A 14,315-nucleotide genomic window follows, 5' to 3' on the forward strand; every position below is an offset into this window, starting at 1 on the left:
CCGGCTTGTAGTCTTCTCGTCGCCGTCCGGCGAGGCGGTATCCCGGCGGGTTGCCCGAGCGGCCAATGGGAGCGGACTGTAAATCCGTCGCGAAAGCTTCGAAGGTTCGAATCCTTCACCCGCCACACAGAGCCCCTGATCGCGCTGCGGTCGGGGGTTTTGTCGTGTCCGGCCTCTGGCGCTCACTGTCCGTCCAGCGCACGGCCTGTCCGCCGAAAACAGTGTCGTGTAACCTCGGCCCCCGAGGCGTCGCCAGGTCGATTGGCGTAACCTCCTCTATGTCGGTCGTGCCCCCCGCGGCCGGCAACGGCCCCGGGGACACGCCCCCCTGTGTCCCCGGGGCCACCCCTCGCACCGTGCTCCTCACACCGCGTCGTGGCCGCGCTCGCCGGTGCGCACGCGCAGCACGATGTCGACCGGCCGCACCGAGAGCTGGCCGTCCGCGTCGCCGAGGTTCGCCCGGATCTGGTCGATCAGCCGCTCCACCACCTCGTCGTCCACCACGGTCTCGATGCGCAGCCGCGGCACCAGGTCGACGGCGATCCGCGCCCCCTTGTGGACCTCCACGTGCCCGGCCTCGTGGACCCGGACCTCGCTGATCGTCATCCCGAGCACCGCGAGCCGCTCGCACGCCCGGCGGACGTCGTCGAGGGCGTGCGGCCGCACGAGCGCCGTCACCAGCTTCACGTGGGCCTCCTCCGGGTGGTGGGGACCCACGCTAGGCCCTGGCCCGCTCCTGCTGCGACGCTCTGCGGCCGTGTCCGGAACCGTGCTCGTCCTCGGCGGCCGCAGCGAGATCGGGGTAGCCCTCGCGCGGCGCCTCGTCCGCGACGGCCGCGCCGCCACCGTCGTCCTCGCCGCCCGTCGGTCCGACACCCTCGGCGCGGAGGCGGCGTCGCTCGGCGCGGCCCGGGTCGGCACCGTCGAGTTCGACGCCGACGACGTCGCCGCCCACGGCGCGGTCCTCGACCGTGTCGAGCAGGAGTACGGCCCGCCCGACGTCGTGGTGGTCGCCTTCGGGGTGCTCGGCGACCAGCAGCGCGCCGAGTCCGACGCCGGGCACGCCCTCGCGGTGGTGCACACCGACTACGCCGCGCAGGTCGGCGTGCTGACGCGGGTCGCGGCCCGGATGCGGGAGCGCGGCGCCGGCGAGGTCGTCGTGTTCTCGTCGATCGCGGGCTGGCGGGTGCGCCGGGCCAACTACGTCTACGGCTCGGCCAAGGCCGGACTGGACGGCTTCGCGACGGGGCTGGCGGACGCCCTGCGCGGATCGGGCGTGCACCTGACCCTGGTCCGCCCCGGCTTCGTGATCGGCCGGATGACGGCGGACAGCGGCCTGTCGCCCGCGCCGTTGTCGTCCACCCCGGAGCAGGTGGCGGACGCCGTGGCCGACGGGCTGGCGAGGCACCGGGACGTGATCTGGGTGCCCGGCCGGCTCCGCCTGCTCGCCGCCGTCATGCGGCTGCTCCCGGCCGCGGTGTGGCGGCGGATGCCGCGCTGACCGCTCCTCGTGACAGGGAAGCGTCGTTGCTGTCACCCAGTGACAGCAACGACGCTCTCCTGTCGTCCGGGGTGGGCTCAGGAGCGGTGCGTGATCTCGGCCGACGCCCCGGGCCCGAGCTGCAGGCTCGTCACCGGCACGTCGCCGAGGGCCTCGTCGATCGCGGCCAGCGTGTCGGGCGAGAGCTCGATGCCGGCCGCCTTCGCGTTGGCGTGCACCTGCTCGGGACGGGAGGCGCCGACGATCGCGGAGGCGAGCTCCGGCCGGCGGAGCACCCACGCGAGGGCGAGCTCGGCCATCGACAGCCCGGCGCCCTCGGCGACCGGGCGCAGCCGCTGCACCGCCTCGAGGGTGCGGTCGGTGAGCTTCTGCTTGATGAAGCCGTTCATCTCGTCCGACGCGGCCCGGGAGTCGACCGGCACGTCCTCGCCCGGCAGGTACTTCCCGGTGAGGACGCCCTCGGCGAGCGGGGACCAGACGATCTGGGAGATCCCGTTCTCCTGCGAGGTCTGGAACACGCCGTCCTCCGGCGAGCGCCACAGCATCGAGTACTGCGGCTGCGAGGACACGAACGTCACGTCGTCCGGTGCGGCCTCGAGCCCGGCCCGGATCTGGTCGGGCGTCCACTCGCTGAAACCGAGATAGCGGGCCTTGCCGGACCGCACGACCTCGGCCAGGGCCTCCATCGTGTCCTCGATCGGGACGCGGGAGTCGAAGCGGTGGCACTGGTAGAGGTCGACGTGGTCGGTACGCAGCCGCTGCAGCGAGGCGTCGATCTGCTGGGCGATCTGTGCGGGCGACAGGCCGGAGTCGGAGTCCGACATCGGGAAGTAGACCTTGGTGGCGAGCACGTAGTCGTCGCGGCGGTAGTCGGCGAGGATCTCGCCCCAGGCCGTCTCCGCGGCGCCGCAGCCGTAGACGTTCGCGGTGTCGAAGAAGGTGATCCCGGCGTCGAAGGCGGCGCGGGTGCAGGCGGCGGTGGCGTCGGCCTCGACCCCGCCGGAGTAGGTCAGCCAGGAACCGAGGGAGATTTCGGACACCTGGAGGTCGCTGGAACCCAGCTTGCGGAAGCGCACGGATCCGACCCTACGGACCGGCCCCGGCCACCCGCCGTCCGAAGCCCGACGTTACCGTTGACCGGACCGGCTACGCCGTTCGTCGCGCTTGTGCGCCCGGTCGTCGCAGCACCCAGAAACACGGGTGTGAACTCTGTCCGCCGCCACTGGTCCGGGTGACACCTCTCCGACAAGATAGGGGACGTCCGCGGCGGCCGTCGTCCGTCCGCCGGCCACATCCCTCACGTAGGAGGCACCGAGGCGTGACCTTGTTGACCGCACCGCTGCGCCCGCTCGCCGACGTCCTGGACCTCACCTCGGAGGCCGTCGTCGCCCTCGGCACCCTGTCCGTCGGAGCGCTGAGCCTGCTGCTCGCCTCCGACGACGAGGACTATCCTCCACTGCACTCCGTCGAGCGTCCCCGCTCCTGAGTCGTACGCCCTCCTCGGACGCCCGTCCGGACCCCGGTCCGGGCGGGCGTCCGTGCGTCAGCGCTCCTGGAGCATTGCCCGGATCGCCCGCAGCTCGTCGCGGATCTCCACGAGCAGCCCCGGGATCTCGTGGCTGCGCTCCCAGTGCGGGGTGACGTCGATGCCGAGGTCGGCGAGATCGCGCCCGTAGAGCTCCGCGAGCAGCGTGCGGTAGGGCTCCTCGGGCACGGTGCCGTTCTCCCAGCGCGACAGCTGGGTCTTCAGGCTGGCGGCCGACGCGACGTCCACGCGGCCCGCCTCGGCGAGCGCCCGGAGCCGGGCCACCGCCGCCGTCTGCGACCAGCCCTTGTCGCGACGGGCCTCGCGCAGGGTGACCACGATCGCGAGCGTAGACGAGGAGCCGTCAGTCCCGTCCGCGGGTGCGCGTCGCCCGCTTGGGCGCCGGACGGGGCCGTCGCGTCCCGCGTGCGGGCGGCGTGGCGGCGTCGGCGGAAGTGTCCGCGGGGTCGGGTGTCTTCGGGGGCGTCGAGCGCGTCGGGGTCTCCGGGGTGCTCCTCCCGACGGCGGGAAGGGGCCGCCGGGCGGCCCGGCGCGGCCGGCGCGACGGCAGGCCGGACTCGAGGGCGGCCGGCGGGTCGTGGCGGTCGAGGAACGCGCAGAGCGTGGGCCAGAGACGGTCGCGCGAGGCCCGTCCGCACAGCACGCCGAGGTGGCCACCGGGTGCTGTCATCAACGAGGCGTCCGCCGCGGAGAGCACGGTCGAACCGGCCCGCACCGCGCGCGGGGGCACCACGGTGTCGTCCTCGCCCGCGACGAGCAGGACGGGCCGCGCGAGCCGGCCGAGGTCGACCTCGTGCCCGCCGACGTGCACCCGCCCGGACGCGAGTTCCCGGCCGTCGACCATGGCGTGGAAGGAGGCCCCCACCAGACCGGCCTGCGCCCCGACGATCGCCCGCACGTCGTCGATGGCCTCGAGCTGGGCGAGGAAGTCCCGGTCGGCGAGGTGGGAGAGGACGGTCAGCGGGGTGGTGAGGAAGGTCCCGACCGACGCGATCGTCAACGCCTCGGGGATGCCGGGCGGGGTCGGCAGGAGCCCGAGCAGGGTCTGGGCGGTGGCGAGCAGGGGTCCCCCGGCGGCGAGCGCGAGCGGCCGGACCGGCACCCGCTCGGGCACCTGGTCGAGGGCGAAGGGTGTGGCGATCGCGGTGACGGACGCGATCGGCAGGCCGGGGTCGTCGGCGGCGGCGAGCAGCGTCGCCAGCCCGCCGATCGACCAGCCGACGACGTGCACCGGGGCGCCGTCGTGGTGGGCGGAGACGGTGCGGATGACGTGCGGCAGGATGTCGTCGACCCACCGGGCGAGGTCCGCCGGGGACGCGGGGATCGGCGCGTCGTGCCCGACCACGTCCTCGTCGTCGACCTGGTGGACGTGCCGCCCCTCGCCGACGAGGTGCTCGACGAGGCTGCACCCGCGCCGGAGGTCGAACGCGACCCCGCACGCCCCGAGCGGGGACACCAGCAGCACCGGCGCGCCGCGCAGCCGGGCCGTCGGGTGCACCGCGTACCGGTAGGTGCTCACCTGGCCGGCGCGGGCCAGGCCGTGCGCCCGGCCCACGGCCCACGCGTCCGGGTCGCTCGGCCCGGTGTCGATGGCGACCCGGGGCATCCGCCGGAGATCGGCGAGCGGACCCTCGATCACCCGGTCCCGCACGTTGGTCAGGGCGCGGGCGAAGGTCCTCGGAGTGATCACGTCGCCCCCCTCGCCGTCGGTGCGGTGATCGTGCCATCCCGCCGGGCGGTCACGCCGGGCGAGCCGCGTCAGGACTGGCTGACGACCCCGGCCGCGCGCAGCTTCTCGACACGGTCGGCGTCGAGGCCCCAGTCCGTCAGGGCCTCGACCGTGTGCTGACCGGGCAGCGGCGGAGTGGTCGGGGCGGCGCTCGGCGTCCGGTCGAAGCGCGGCGCCGGGGCGGGCTGGCGCACGCCGAAGGCCTCGGTGATCGTGCCGCGGGCCGCGATGTGGGGGTGCGCGGCCGTCTCCTCCATCTCCAGCACCGCGGCGACGCAGGCCTCGGTGGGCTCGAGGTCGGCGGCCCACTCGTCGCGGGTGCGGGTCGCGAACACCTCGGCGAGCCGGGCCGTGAACTCCGGCCAGCGGGAGACGTCCCACTGGTTCGTCGCGATGTCCTCGCCGTCGAGACCGATGCCGGTCATCAGCGCGGCGTAGAACTGTGGCTCGATCGCGCCGACGGCGACGTACTTCCCGTCGGAGCACCGGTAGGTCTCGTAGAACGGGGCCCCGCCGTCGAGCAGGTTCCGGCCGCGCCCGCCGGGCCAGAGCCCCTGGGCCCGCATCCCGTAGATCATCGCCATCTGCAGGGCGCCACCGTCGACGATGGCCGCGTCGACGACCTGGCCCTGCCCGCTCGTCGCCCGCTCGACGAGGGCGCCGAGGACGCCGACGACGAGTAGCATCCCGCCGCCCCCGAAGTCGCCGACGAGGTTCAGGGGGATGCCCGGCGAACCGTCGGGGCCCTCGACGTGGCCGACGACGCCCGCCGTCGCGAGGTAGGTGAGGTCGTGCCCCGCGCGGGAGGCCTGGGGGCCGTCCTGGCCCCACCCGGTCATCCGCCCGTAGACGAGGCGCGGGTTGCGCTCGCGGCACACGTCGGGCCCGATGCCGAGGCGCTCCGCGACGCCGGGACGGAAGCCCTCGAGGAGCACGTCGGCCCCGGCGACCAGGTCGAGGAGCACCTCGACGGCCTCGGGCGACTTGAGGTCGAGCGCGACGGACCGGCGGCTGCGGTTCAGCACGTCCTTGGCCGGGTCCCCGAGTTGCAGTCCGCCGGCCTTCGTGCGGTCGATGCGCAGCACGTCGGCGCCGAGATCCGCGAGCACCATCGCCGCGAACGGGCCGGGTCCGATCCCGGCCACCTCGATCACCTTGACGCCGTCCAGGACACCCATGGCGAGCACCCTAGTTGACAGTCAGCGCTGACCGGAAGTGTCGGTCACGGATACGACGAACGGCCCGTTCGTCACGGGAGAACGTGACGAACGGGCCGTTCGTGGGTCGCGCGAGGGTCAGATCGAGTCGCGGAAGTTCTGGCCCTTCTCCGCCTTCTCGACGAGCGACGCCGGCGGGGTGAACCGGTCGCCGTAGCCCTTGGCGAGGATGCGCGCGCGCTCGACGAAGCCGGGCAGGCCGCCCGGGTAGCCGTCGATGTACTGCGCCACGCCGCCGGTCCAGGCCGGGAAGCCGATGCCCATGATCGAGCCGATGTTGGCGTCGGCGATGGTGTGCAGGACACCCTCGTCGAAGCACTTCACCGTCTCGAGGGCCTCGGCGAAGAGCATCCGCTCCTTCATGTCCTCGAACGGCAGGCCGTCCGAGTCCGTGGCGCCATGAAATTCATCGGCGAGTCCTGTCCAGAGGCGAGTGCGCTTGCCGGACTCGTCGTAGTCGTAGAACCCGGCGCCCGAGGAGCGGCCCTTGCGGCCGAGCTCGACCATCCGGTCGACGATCGGCTCCGAGGGGTGCTCGTCCCAGACACCGCCCGCGGCCTCGACGCCCTTGCGGGTCTCCTGGCGGATCTTCTGGGGCAGCGTGAGCGTCAGCTCGTCCATCAGCTGCAGCGGCGGCGCGGGGTAGCCCGCCTGCGAGCCGGCCTGCTCGATGGCCGCCGGCGACGCGCCCTCGCCCAGCATGGCGATGGCCTCGTTGAGGAACGTCCCGATGACGCGGCTGGTGAAGAACCCGCGCGAGTCGGAGACGACGATCGGGGTCTTGCGGATCTGCAGCGCGATGTCGACGGCCTTCGCCAGCGTGGCGTCGGAGGTCTTCTCGCCGGAGATGATCTCCAGCAGCGGCATCTTGTCGACCGGCGAGAAGAAGTGCAGGCCGACGAAGTCCTCGGGCCGCTCGACCCCGGTCGCGAGATCGGTGATCGGCAGCGTCGAGGTGTTCGACCCGAGCACCGCGTCGGGCGCGAGGTACGGGTAGATCTCGGCGAAGACCTTCTTCTTGAGGTCGGGGCTCTCGAAGACGGCCTCGATGACGAGGTCGGCACCCTGCGCGTCCTCGGGCTTCTCGGTCGGCGTGATCCGGGCGAGGATCGCGTCGGCCTTCTCCTGGGTCTGCTTGCCCCGGGAGACCGCCTTGTCGAGGATCTTCTTCGAGTAGTCCTTGCCCTTCTCGGCGTTCGCGAGCGAGACGTCCTTGAGGACGACCTCGATGCCCGCGACGGCGCACGAGTAGGCGATGCCCGCGCCCATCATCCCGGCGCCGAGCACGACGACCTTGGAGGCGCTGAACTTCTCGTGGCCGTCGGGGCGGGAGCCGCCCTTGGTGATCGACTGCAGGTCGAAGAAGAACGCGTTGATCATGTTCGTCGAGACCTGCCCGACGACGAGGTCGGCGAAGTAGCGCGACTCGATCCTGGCGGCGTTGTCGATGTCGACCTGCGAGCCCTCGACCGCGGCGCACATGATGTTGTACGGCGCCGGCATCGGGGCGTTCTTGAGCTGCTTGCGCAGGTTGGCCGGGAACGCGGGGAGGTTGGCCGCGAACTTCGGCACCGACGGCGTGCCGCCGGGGATCCGGTAGCCCTTGACATCCCACGGCTGCACGGCCTGCGGGTTGGCCTTCACCCACTCCTTGGCCTTGCCGAGCAGCTCCTCGGGGGTGTCGACGACCTCGTCGACGAGGCCCACCTCCTTCGCGGCCGCGGGCGAGCGCTGCTGTCCCTGGAGCAGCACCTGCAGCAGGGCGTCGGCGATGCCGAGCAGCCGCACGGTGCGCACCACGCCGCCGCCCCCGGGCAGCAGACCGAGGGTGACCTCGGGGAGGCCGATCTTCGAGCCCTTGACGTCGAGGGCGATGCGGTGGTGGGTCGCGAGGGCGATCTCGAGGCCGCCGCCGAGCGCGGCGCCGTTGATGGCCGCGACGACCGGCTTGCCGAAGGTCTCCAGACGGCGCAGCGCGGTCTTGATGGCCTGGGACTGGTCGTAGGCCTTCTGGGCCTCCGACGGTCCGTAGTTCCGCAGGTCCTCGAGGTTGCCGCCGGCGAAGAAGGTCTTCTTCGCGCTGGTCAGCACGACGCCCGCGATCGAGTCCTTCTCGGCCTCGAGGCGGCCGAGCGTGGCCTCCAGGTCGGTGCCGAACCGGGCGTTCATGGTGTTGGCCGACGCGTCCGGGTCGTCCATCGTCAGCGTGACGATGCCGTCGCCGTCCTGCTCCCACCGGAACATGTTGTCGCTCACTGCTCTTCGTGCTCCTTCGCTACGAGGTGGTGGTGGGGCGGGATCAGACGCGCTCGATGATGGTGGCGACACCCATGCCGCCGCCGATGCACAGCGTGACGAGGGCGCGGCGCAGGTCGCGGCGCTCGAGCTCGTCGACCATCGTGCCCATGATCATCGCGCCGGTGGCGCCCAGCGGGTGGCCGAGGGCAATGGCGCCGCCCATGACGTTGGTGCGCTCGTGCGGGAAGCCCAGGTCCTTCATGAGCTTCATCGGCACGGCGGCGAACGCCTCGTTGATCTCGAGCAGGTCGATGTCGTCGACCGTGAGGCCGGCCTTCGCGAGCACCTTGTGGCAGGCGGGCGTCGGGCCGGTGAGCATGATCGTCGGGTCGGCGCCGGAGACGGCGGTGGCGACGATGCGGGCGCGCGGGGTGAGGCCGTTCTTCTTGCCGGCCGCCTCGCTGCCGACCAGCACGAGGGCGGCGCCGTCGACGATGCCCGACGAGTTGCCGCCGTGGTGGACGTGGTTGATCTGCTCGACCCAGTGGTACTTCTGCAGCGCGACGGCGTCGAAGCCGCCCATCTCACCGATGCCGGCGAACGACGGCTTGAGGCCGGAGAGGCCCTCCATCGTGGTCTCGCGCATGTGCTCGTCGTGGTCGAGGACCGTCAGGCCGTTGCGGTCCTTGACGGGGACGATCGACTTGTCGAACGCGCCGTCGGCCCAGGCCTTGGCGGCGCGGGTCTGCGACTCCAGCGCGTAGGCGTCCACGTCCTCGCGCGAGAAGCCCTCGAGGGTCGCGATGAGGTCGGCGCCGATGCCCTGCGGCACGAAGCTGGTGGCGAAGTTGGTCTCCGGGTCCATGGCCCACGGCCCGCCGTCGGAGGCCATCGGGACGCGGGACATCGACTCGACGCCGCCGCCGATGATGAGGTCCTCCCAGCCGGAGGCGACGCGCTGCGCGGCCTGGTTCACGGCCTCGAGACCGGAGGCGCAGAAGCGGTTGAGCTGGACGCCGCCCGTGGTGTCGGGGTAGCCCGCGGCGATCGTCGCCGTCTTGGCGATGTCGCCGCCCTGGTCGCCGACCGGCGAGACGCAGCCGAGGACGACGTCCTCCACCTGCTCGGGCTGGAGCTCGGGGTTGCGCGCCTTGAGCTCGTCGAGCAGGCCGACGACCAGCGAGACGGGCTTGACCGAGTGCAGGGACCCGGTCGCCTTCCCCCGTCCGCGCGGGGTGCGGATGGCGTCGTAGATGAATGCCTCGGTCACGGGTGGTGTCCCTTCGTACGGCGTCGAGCACCGGGAGAGCTCCGTGCTCCTGACAGTCATGATGGACTGTTTGTGTCAGGTGTCAACGGGGTCCCGGGTGACGTTACCGGCGGGTAGGGATCGGAGGAAGAGCGCCTCCACCCGGCGCCGCCCGCCACGCCGCACTGACGGTCAACGTTGACCGTCAGGCGTACGGTCGGCGACGATTCGTCGCTGCCGGGCACCCGAGGGGAGGACCGCATGGCCGCAGGGAACGGGGCGAGCGCCGCGGCGTCGTCGTCGGGAGCCGCCGAGACCGGTGCGCGCCGCGGGGCCACGGTCCGACGCTCGCGCGAGCAGCGCACCACCGACAGCCGCCTGCGCATCCTCGACGCCGCGGTCGCGTGTCTGGTCGAGTCCGGCTACGCCGGGACCACGACGTTGACGATCCAGGCGCGGGCCGGGGTCTCCCGCGGGCGCCTGCTGCACCACTTCCCGTCGAAGGAGACGCTGCTCGTCGCGGCCGCCCAGCACCTCGCGGCCACCCGCTTCGCCTCCGACGGCCTGGCCTCGGCCGAGCTGCCCGACCGGGCCGACGACCCGGGCGCCCGCCTCGACCGCATCGTCGACGTCATGTGGGCCACCTACCAGGAGCCCTACTTCTGGGCCTCGACCGAACTCTGGACGGCGGCCCGCACCGACCCCGCGCTCGCCGCGGCGCTGCTGCCCGCCGAGCGGCGGCTCGGCGCCGCCATCCGCCAGACCCTCGACGCCGTGTTCGAGGCGTACGCGGAGCACGAGAACTACCCGATGGTCCGCGAGATGCTGCTGACCGCGATGCGCGGGGTGGCGCTCACGTACGGCTTCGACCCGCGCGAGGCGGCGACCGACCCGCACGTCGCCCAGTGGAAGCAGATGTGCCGGGTCCTCCTGCTCTGAGCTACGGCCCGTCGCGGCGGACCGCCCGCGCGTAGGCCTCCGGCGTGCGTCCGAGCGCCGCGCGGAAGTCCCGGACGAGGTGGGCCTGGTCGGCGTAACCCAGCGCCGCGGCGACCTCGGGCCAGCTGACCCGCGCCCCGTCCCGCACCGCCTCCGCGGCCTCGAGCAGGCGGTACCGCCGGATCACCCACGTCGGCGAGACCCCCGCGCACCGGGCGAACGACCGCTGCAGGCTCCGCCCGCCGATGCCCGACCTGGCCGCGAGGTCGTCCAGGCGGCGGACCTCCCGGTCGGTCTCGGCGACACGCGCGACCGCGGCGACCTCCCGGGCCTGCTCGACGCGGCCGGTGTCGGCGTCGGCCACCTCGGCCACCGCGGCCTCGACGGCCGCGGCGAGCTCGGCCACCCGCGCCGCCTCGTCGTCGGGACCGCCCACCCGCGCGACGAGCGCCGCGCCGTCCAGGCCGACCTCCTCGACGTCGACGACGCGGTCCCGCAGCGCGGCGGCGTCGTCGACGAGGGCGCCGAAGCCCCCGACCGTCGACATCATCGCGACCGTCCAGCCCTGCCCGGCGAGCGCCCGGTCGACCAGGTCGGTCGCCACCCCCGTGACCCGGGCCTCCGGTCCGCGACGACGGGTGCGGGCGTCCGGGGTGCCCACGCTCAGGTTCACGGCGGGGTGGGTGAGCACCTCCTGTCGGTGCTCGACGTCGGCGGGGAGGTTCCAGCGGACGGCCCAGAAGCGGTCGACGAGCCCGTCGAGTCCCGGCGTGGGCGGGTAGCGCGCGAACGCCACGCGCTGTCGCAGCAGCCAGGGGTCGAGGATCCCGCGGCTGTCGCGGTCCACGGGGGCCGGACCGGTCATGGGGGCAGTGTCCTCCGGGGTCCGCCGAGGTGTCGCGGAAGTTCAATCCCGACGGCGGGTCGCGGCGGCAGGCTCCCGGGCCATGACCGACACCCGCAGCCACGTGCACGCCGTCCTCACCGACCTGGCCGCCCTCCTCGACGACGTCGACGGCGACGCGTGGCACGCGCCGACGCCCTGCACCGCGTTCGACGTCGCGGCACTCGCCGACCACGTGGTCGGCTGGTCCACGACGTTCGCGGCCGGCTACGCCGACCCGCAGGGTCGGGCGCCGGCCGGGCCGACCGACGTCGAGGGCGACCGGGCCGACGCGGTCCGGGCCGCGGCGACCGTCCTCGACGAGGCGCTGGCCGGTGGCGCGGCCGGGCGCCCGCTCTCCCTCGGCGAGGCGGCCATGCCGGGGGAGATGGCGCTGTCGATGATCCTCTGGGAGTACCAGGTGCACGGCTGGGACCTGGCCGTGGCGCTGGGCCGGCCGTGGTCGCCGGACGAGCGGGGGCTCGAGGCGTCGCTGGCCTTCGCCCCGATGATGCTGACGCCCGACTACCAGGGCGAGGGCAAGCCGTTCGCGCCGCGGGTGCCGGTGCCCGACGACGCCCCGGCGCTGGATCGGCTTGTCGCGATCTCCGGCCGTGACCCGCAGTGGTCCGCCTGAGGCTCCGCCGGGACAGGAGAGCGTCGTCGCCGTCGTCCGGTGACGGCGACGACGCCCTGTCAGGGACCGGGACGGCTCAGATCAGCGACTTGAGCGTCTCCAGCTGCGAGCGCACGTTCTCGTGCCCGGGGTGGAGCGGCATGATGTTGAGCTGCGTGACCCCGGCCTCGGCGAACTGCTTGAGCTGCGTGCGGACCTCGTCCTCGGTGCCGACCAGCGACACCGCGTGCGCCAGCTCGTCGGGGACGGCCGCCGCCGCCTCCTCCTTCCTGCCCGCGAGGTAGAGGTCCTGGATCTTCTCGGCCTCGTCGACGTAGCCGTACCGCTGCATGAGCTGGTTGTAGAAGTTCTGGTCCTTCGCGCCCATGCCGCCGACGTAGAGGGCCATGGTCGGCTTGACGTACTGCAGCATCTCGCCGGCGCCCGGGCCGATCGCGAGGCCGACCGCGGTCGAGATGCCCAGCGGCCCGAGCTCGGGCGCCCGCTTCGCCTTCCCGGCCGCGAGCGGTTCGCCCCAGATCTCGTGCGCCTTGCCCGGGTGGAAGAACAGCGGCTCCCACACCTGCACGAGCTCCGCGGCCAGCTGCACGTTCTTCGGCCCGAGCGCTGCGAGCAGGATCGGGATGTCGGCGCGCACCGGGTGGTTGATGAGCTTGAGTGGCTTGCCCAGCCCGGTGCCCTTCTCCGGCGCGAGCGGCACCTCGTAGTACCTGCCGGAGTACTGGACCTTCTCCCGGCGCCACACCTGACGGCAGATGTCGACGATCTCGCGGGTGCGGCCGAGCGGGGCGTCGTAGCGGATGCCGTGGAAGCCCTCGATCACCTGCGGGCCGCTGGCCCCGATCCCGAGGGTGAAGCGGCCGTCCGAGACGTAGTCGAGGCCCGCCGCCGTCATCGCCGTGAGCGACGGGGTCCGCGTGTAGATCTGGATGATCCCGCTGGCGAGCTCGAGGTGCTCCGTGCGGGCCGCGATGTAGCCGATCTGGCTGATGGCGTCGAACGTGTACGCCTCGCGGACCGCGACCGCGTCGAGGCCGGCCTTCTCCAGCTCGACGAGCTGATCGACGGTCTCGCGGAACCCCTCACCGCTGTAGGCGAGGCTCATCCCGATCTTCACTGCTCGGTTCCCTTCGACGAACGAGTCGGCACTGACTCAGGCGAGGACGATCCGCCCGATGATCTCCTTCATGATCTCGGTGGTCCCGCCATAGATGGTCTGCACCCGGTTGTCGAGGAACGCCTTGGCCACCGGGTACTCGCGCATGTAGCCGTAGCCGCCGTGCAGCTGGAGGCACTGGTCGATGACCTCCTTGGCGGTCTCCGACGCCCAGTACTTCGCCATGGACGCCTCGGCGGGCCCGAGCGTCTTCGCGTTGAGCTCGGTGATGCAGCGGTCGACGAAGGCGCGGGTGACGGCGAGCTTCGTGGTCAGCTCGGCGACCTTGAACCGCGTGTTCTGCAGCGACGCGATGGGCCGCCCGAACGCGGTGCGCTCCTTGACGTAGGCGATCGTGTCCTCGAGGACCTTCTCGGCCCCGGCGGCCGCGGCGATCGCGATGGAGAGCCGCTCGCGGGGCAGGTTCTGCATCAGGTAGATGAAGCCCTGGCCCTCCTCGCCGAGGAGGTTCGAGGCGGGCACGCGGCAGTCGGTGAACGACAGCTCGGCGGTGTCCTGGGCCTTCATGCCGATCTTGTCGAGGTTGCGTCCCCGCTCGAAGCCCGGGGTGTCGCGCTCGACCGCGATCAGCGAGAAGCCGCGGGACCCGGCGTCGGGATCGGTCTTGGCGACGACGATCACCAGGTCGGACATGATGCCGTTGGTGATGAAGGTCTTCGCGCCGTTGATGACCCACTCGTCGCCGTCGCGGACCGCGCGGGTCTGGATGCCCTGCAGGTCGGAGCCGGTGCCCGGCTCGGTCATGGCGATGGCCGTGATCATCTCGCCCGAGCAGAAGCGCGGCAGCCAGCGCTCCTTCTGCTCCTCGGTGGTGAGCTCGGTGAGATAGGGCGTGACGACGTCGTTCGCGAGCGGGAAGCCCAGCCCGGAGAACCCGCCGCGGGCGATCTCCTCGGACAGGATCCACAGGAACGTCAGGTCGTCGGAGCCGCCGCCGCCGAAGCGCTCCGGGACGTCCAGGCCGAGCAGACCGGTCTTGCCCGCCTGCAGCCAGACCTCCCGGCTGACGTGCCCCTGGCTCTCCCACTCCTCGTGGTGGGGCGCGACCTCCTTCTCCAGGAAGTCGCGCACCATCTCCCGGAACGCCTGGTGTTCGTCGGTGAAGATCGTGCGCTCCACGGGCGTGCTCCTCTCGCGGGGTGTGGCCCCAGCGTCCCCGGACCCAACGGTAACAGTCAAGCCTGACTCTTCCGGCTCCC

At 72.6% G+C, this 14,315-nt stretch carries 14 protein-coding genes and 1 tRNA gene; 5 read left to right on the forward strand and 10 right to left on the reverse strand.

Annotated features, from left to right (window positions below; genetic code table 11):
- Positions 1-44 precede the first annotated feature (44 nt).
- Positions 45-125, forward strand: a tRNA-Tyr gene (locus A3CO_RS0103525).
- A gap of 238 nt (positions 126-363) precedes the next feature.
- On the opposite strand, the gene A3CO_RS0103530 is transcribed toward A3CO_RS0103525, so the two are convergent.
- A complete protein-coding gene (locus A3CO_RS0103530) occupies positions 364-687 on the reverse strand; it encodes a P-II family nitrogen regulator (RefSeq protein ID WP_026204252.1) in 324 nt (107 codons plus the stop codon).
- 70 nt (positions 688-757) lie between these two features.
- Between A3CO_RS0103530 and dprE2 the strand changes: the two genes are divergently transcribed.
- Entirely contained in the window at positions 758-1,501 is a 744-nt protein-coding gene (gene dprE2 / locus A3CO_RS0103535) for a decaprenylphospho-beta-D-erythro-pentofuranosid-2-ulose 2-reductase (protein WP_026204253.1), read from the forward strand.
- Positions 1,502-1,578: 77 nt separating this feature from the next.
- Here the strand turns inward: dprE2 and A3CO_RS0103540 are convergent, their stop codons facing one another.
- Positions 1,579-2,577, reverse strand: coding sequence for an aldo/keto reductase family protein (locus A3CO_RS0103540; protein WP_018330853.1), 999 nt, complete (start codon positions 2,575-2,577; stop codon positions 1,579-1,581).
- Positions 2,578-2,819: 242 nt separating this feature from the next.
- Here A3CO_RS0103540 and A3CO_RS37810 point away from each other — a divergent pair, with 242 nt between their 5' ends.
- Complete coding sequence (locus tag A3CO_RS37810) at positions 2,820-2,987, forward strand: hypothetical protein (protein WP_018330854.1); 168 nt, start codon at positions 2,820-2,822, stop codon at positions 2,985-2,987.
- Between the two features lie 57 nt (positions 2,988-3,044).
- Here A3CO_RS37810 and A3CO_RS35270 read toward each other — a convergent pair whose 3' ends face one another.
- The 5 genes from A3CO_RS35270 to A3CO_RS0103570 form a co-directional block, all read right to left on the reverse strand.
- On the reverse strand, positions 3,045-3,365 hold the full coding sequence (locus tag A3CO_RS35270) for a transcriptional regulator (RefSeq protein WP_018330855.1): 321 nt from the start codon (positions 3,363-3,365) through the stop codon (positions 3,045-3,047).
- Positions 3,366-3,390: 25 nt separating this feature from the next.
- On the reverse strand, positions 3,391-4,737 hold the full coding sequence (locus A3CO_RS29895; protein ID WP_018330856.1) for an alpha/beta hydrolase: 1,347 nt from the start codon (positions 4,735-4,737) through the stop codon (positions 3,391-3,393).
- Positions 4,738-4,805: 68 nt separating this feature from the next.
- On the reverse strand, positions 4,806-5,954 hold the full coding sequence (locus A3CO_RS0103560) for a CaiB/BaiF CoA transferase family protein (protein ID WP_033413635.1): 1,149 nt from the start codon (positions 5,952-5,954) through the stop codon (positions 4,806-4,808).
- A 117-nt stretch (positions 5,955-6,071) separates the two neighbouring features.
- Positions 6,072-8,237, reverse strand: coding sequence for a 3-hydroxyacyl-CoA dehydrogenase NAD-binding domain-containing protein (locus tag A3CO_RS0103565; protein WP_033413637.1), 2,166 nt, complete (start codon positions 8,235-8,237; stop codon positions 6,072-6,074).
- A gap of 55 nt (positions 8,238-8,292) precedes the next feature.
- Positions 8,293-9,501 carry an acetyl-CoA C-acetyltransferase gene (locus A3CO_RS0103570; RefSeq protein WP_018330859.1) on the reverse strand — a complete coding sequence of 403 codons (1,209 nt, stop codon included), beginning with the start codon at positions 9,499-9,501 and terminating at the stop codon, positions 8,293-8,295.
- Positions 9,502-9,741: 240 nt separating this feature from the next.
- On the opposite strand from A3CO_RS0103570, the gene A3CO_RS0103575 reads away from it, so the two are divergent.
- Positions 9,742-10,419, forward strand: coding sequence for a TetR/AcrR family transcriptional regulator (locus A3CO_RS0103575; RefSeq protein ID WP_018330860.1), 678 nt, complete (start codon positions 9,742-9,744; stop codon positions 10,417-10,419).
- Between the two features lies 1 nt (position 10,420).
- Here the strand turns inward: A3CO_RS0103575 and A3CO_RS0103580 are convergent, their stop codons facing one another.
- Positions 10,421-11,284, reverse strand: a complete 864-nt coding sequence (locus tag A3CO_RS0103580; RefSeq protein WP_018330861.1) for a helix-turn-helix domain-containing protein — start codon at positions 11,282-11,284, stop codon at positions 10,421-10,423.
- An 82-nt stretch (positions 11,285-11,366) separates the two neighbouring features.
- Between A3CO_RS0103580 and A3CO_RS0103585 the strand changes: the two genes are divergently transcribed.
- The gene (locus tag A3CO_RS0103585) at positions 11,367-11,939 is read left to right on the forward strand and encodes a TIGR03086 family metal-binding protein (RefSeq protein WP_018330862.1); all 573 of its coding nucleotides are present in this window, start codon (positions 11,367-11,369) and stop codon (positions 11,937-11,939) included.
- A gap of 76 nt (positions 11,940-12,015) precedes the next feature.
- On the opposite strand, the gene A3CO_RS0103590 is transcribed toward A3CO_RS0103585, so the two are convergent.
- Together A3CO_RS0103590 and A3CO_RS0103595 are read right to left on the reverse strand one after the other, a co-directional pair.
- Positions 12,016-13,056 carry an LLM class F420-dependent oxidoreductase gene (locus A3CO_RS0103590; protein ID WP_018330863.1) on the reverse strand — a complete coding sequence of 347 codons (1,041 nt, stop codon included), beginning with the start codon at positions 13,054-13,056 and terminating at the stop codon, positions 12,016-12,018.
- 36 nt (positions 13,057-13,092) lie between these two features.
- A complete protein-coding gene (locus A3CO_RS0103595) occupies positions 13,093-14,235 on the reverse strand; it encodes an acyl-CoA dehydrogenase family protein (protein WP_018330864.1) in 1,143 nt (380 codons plus the stop codon).
- Positions 14,236-14,315 lie beyond the last annotated feature (80 nt).

The organism is Actinomycetospora chiangmaiensis DSM 45062 (genome assembly GCF_000379625.1).
In the GTDB taxonomy this organism is placed as follows: domain Bacteria; phylum Actinomycetota; class Actinomycetes; order Mycobacteriales; family Pseudonocardiaceae; genus Actinomycetospora; species Actinomycetospora chiangmaiensis.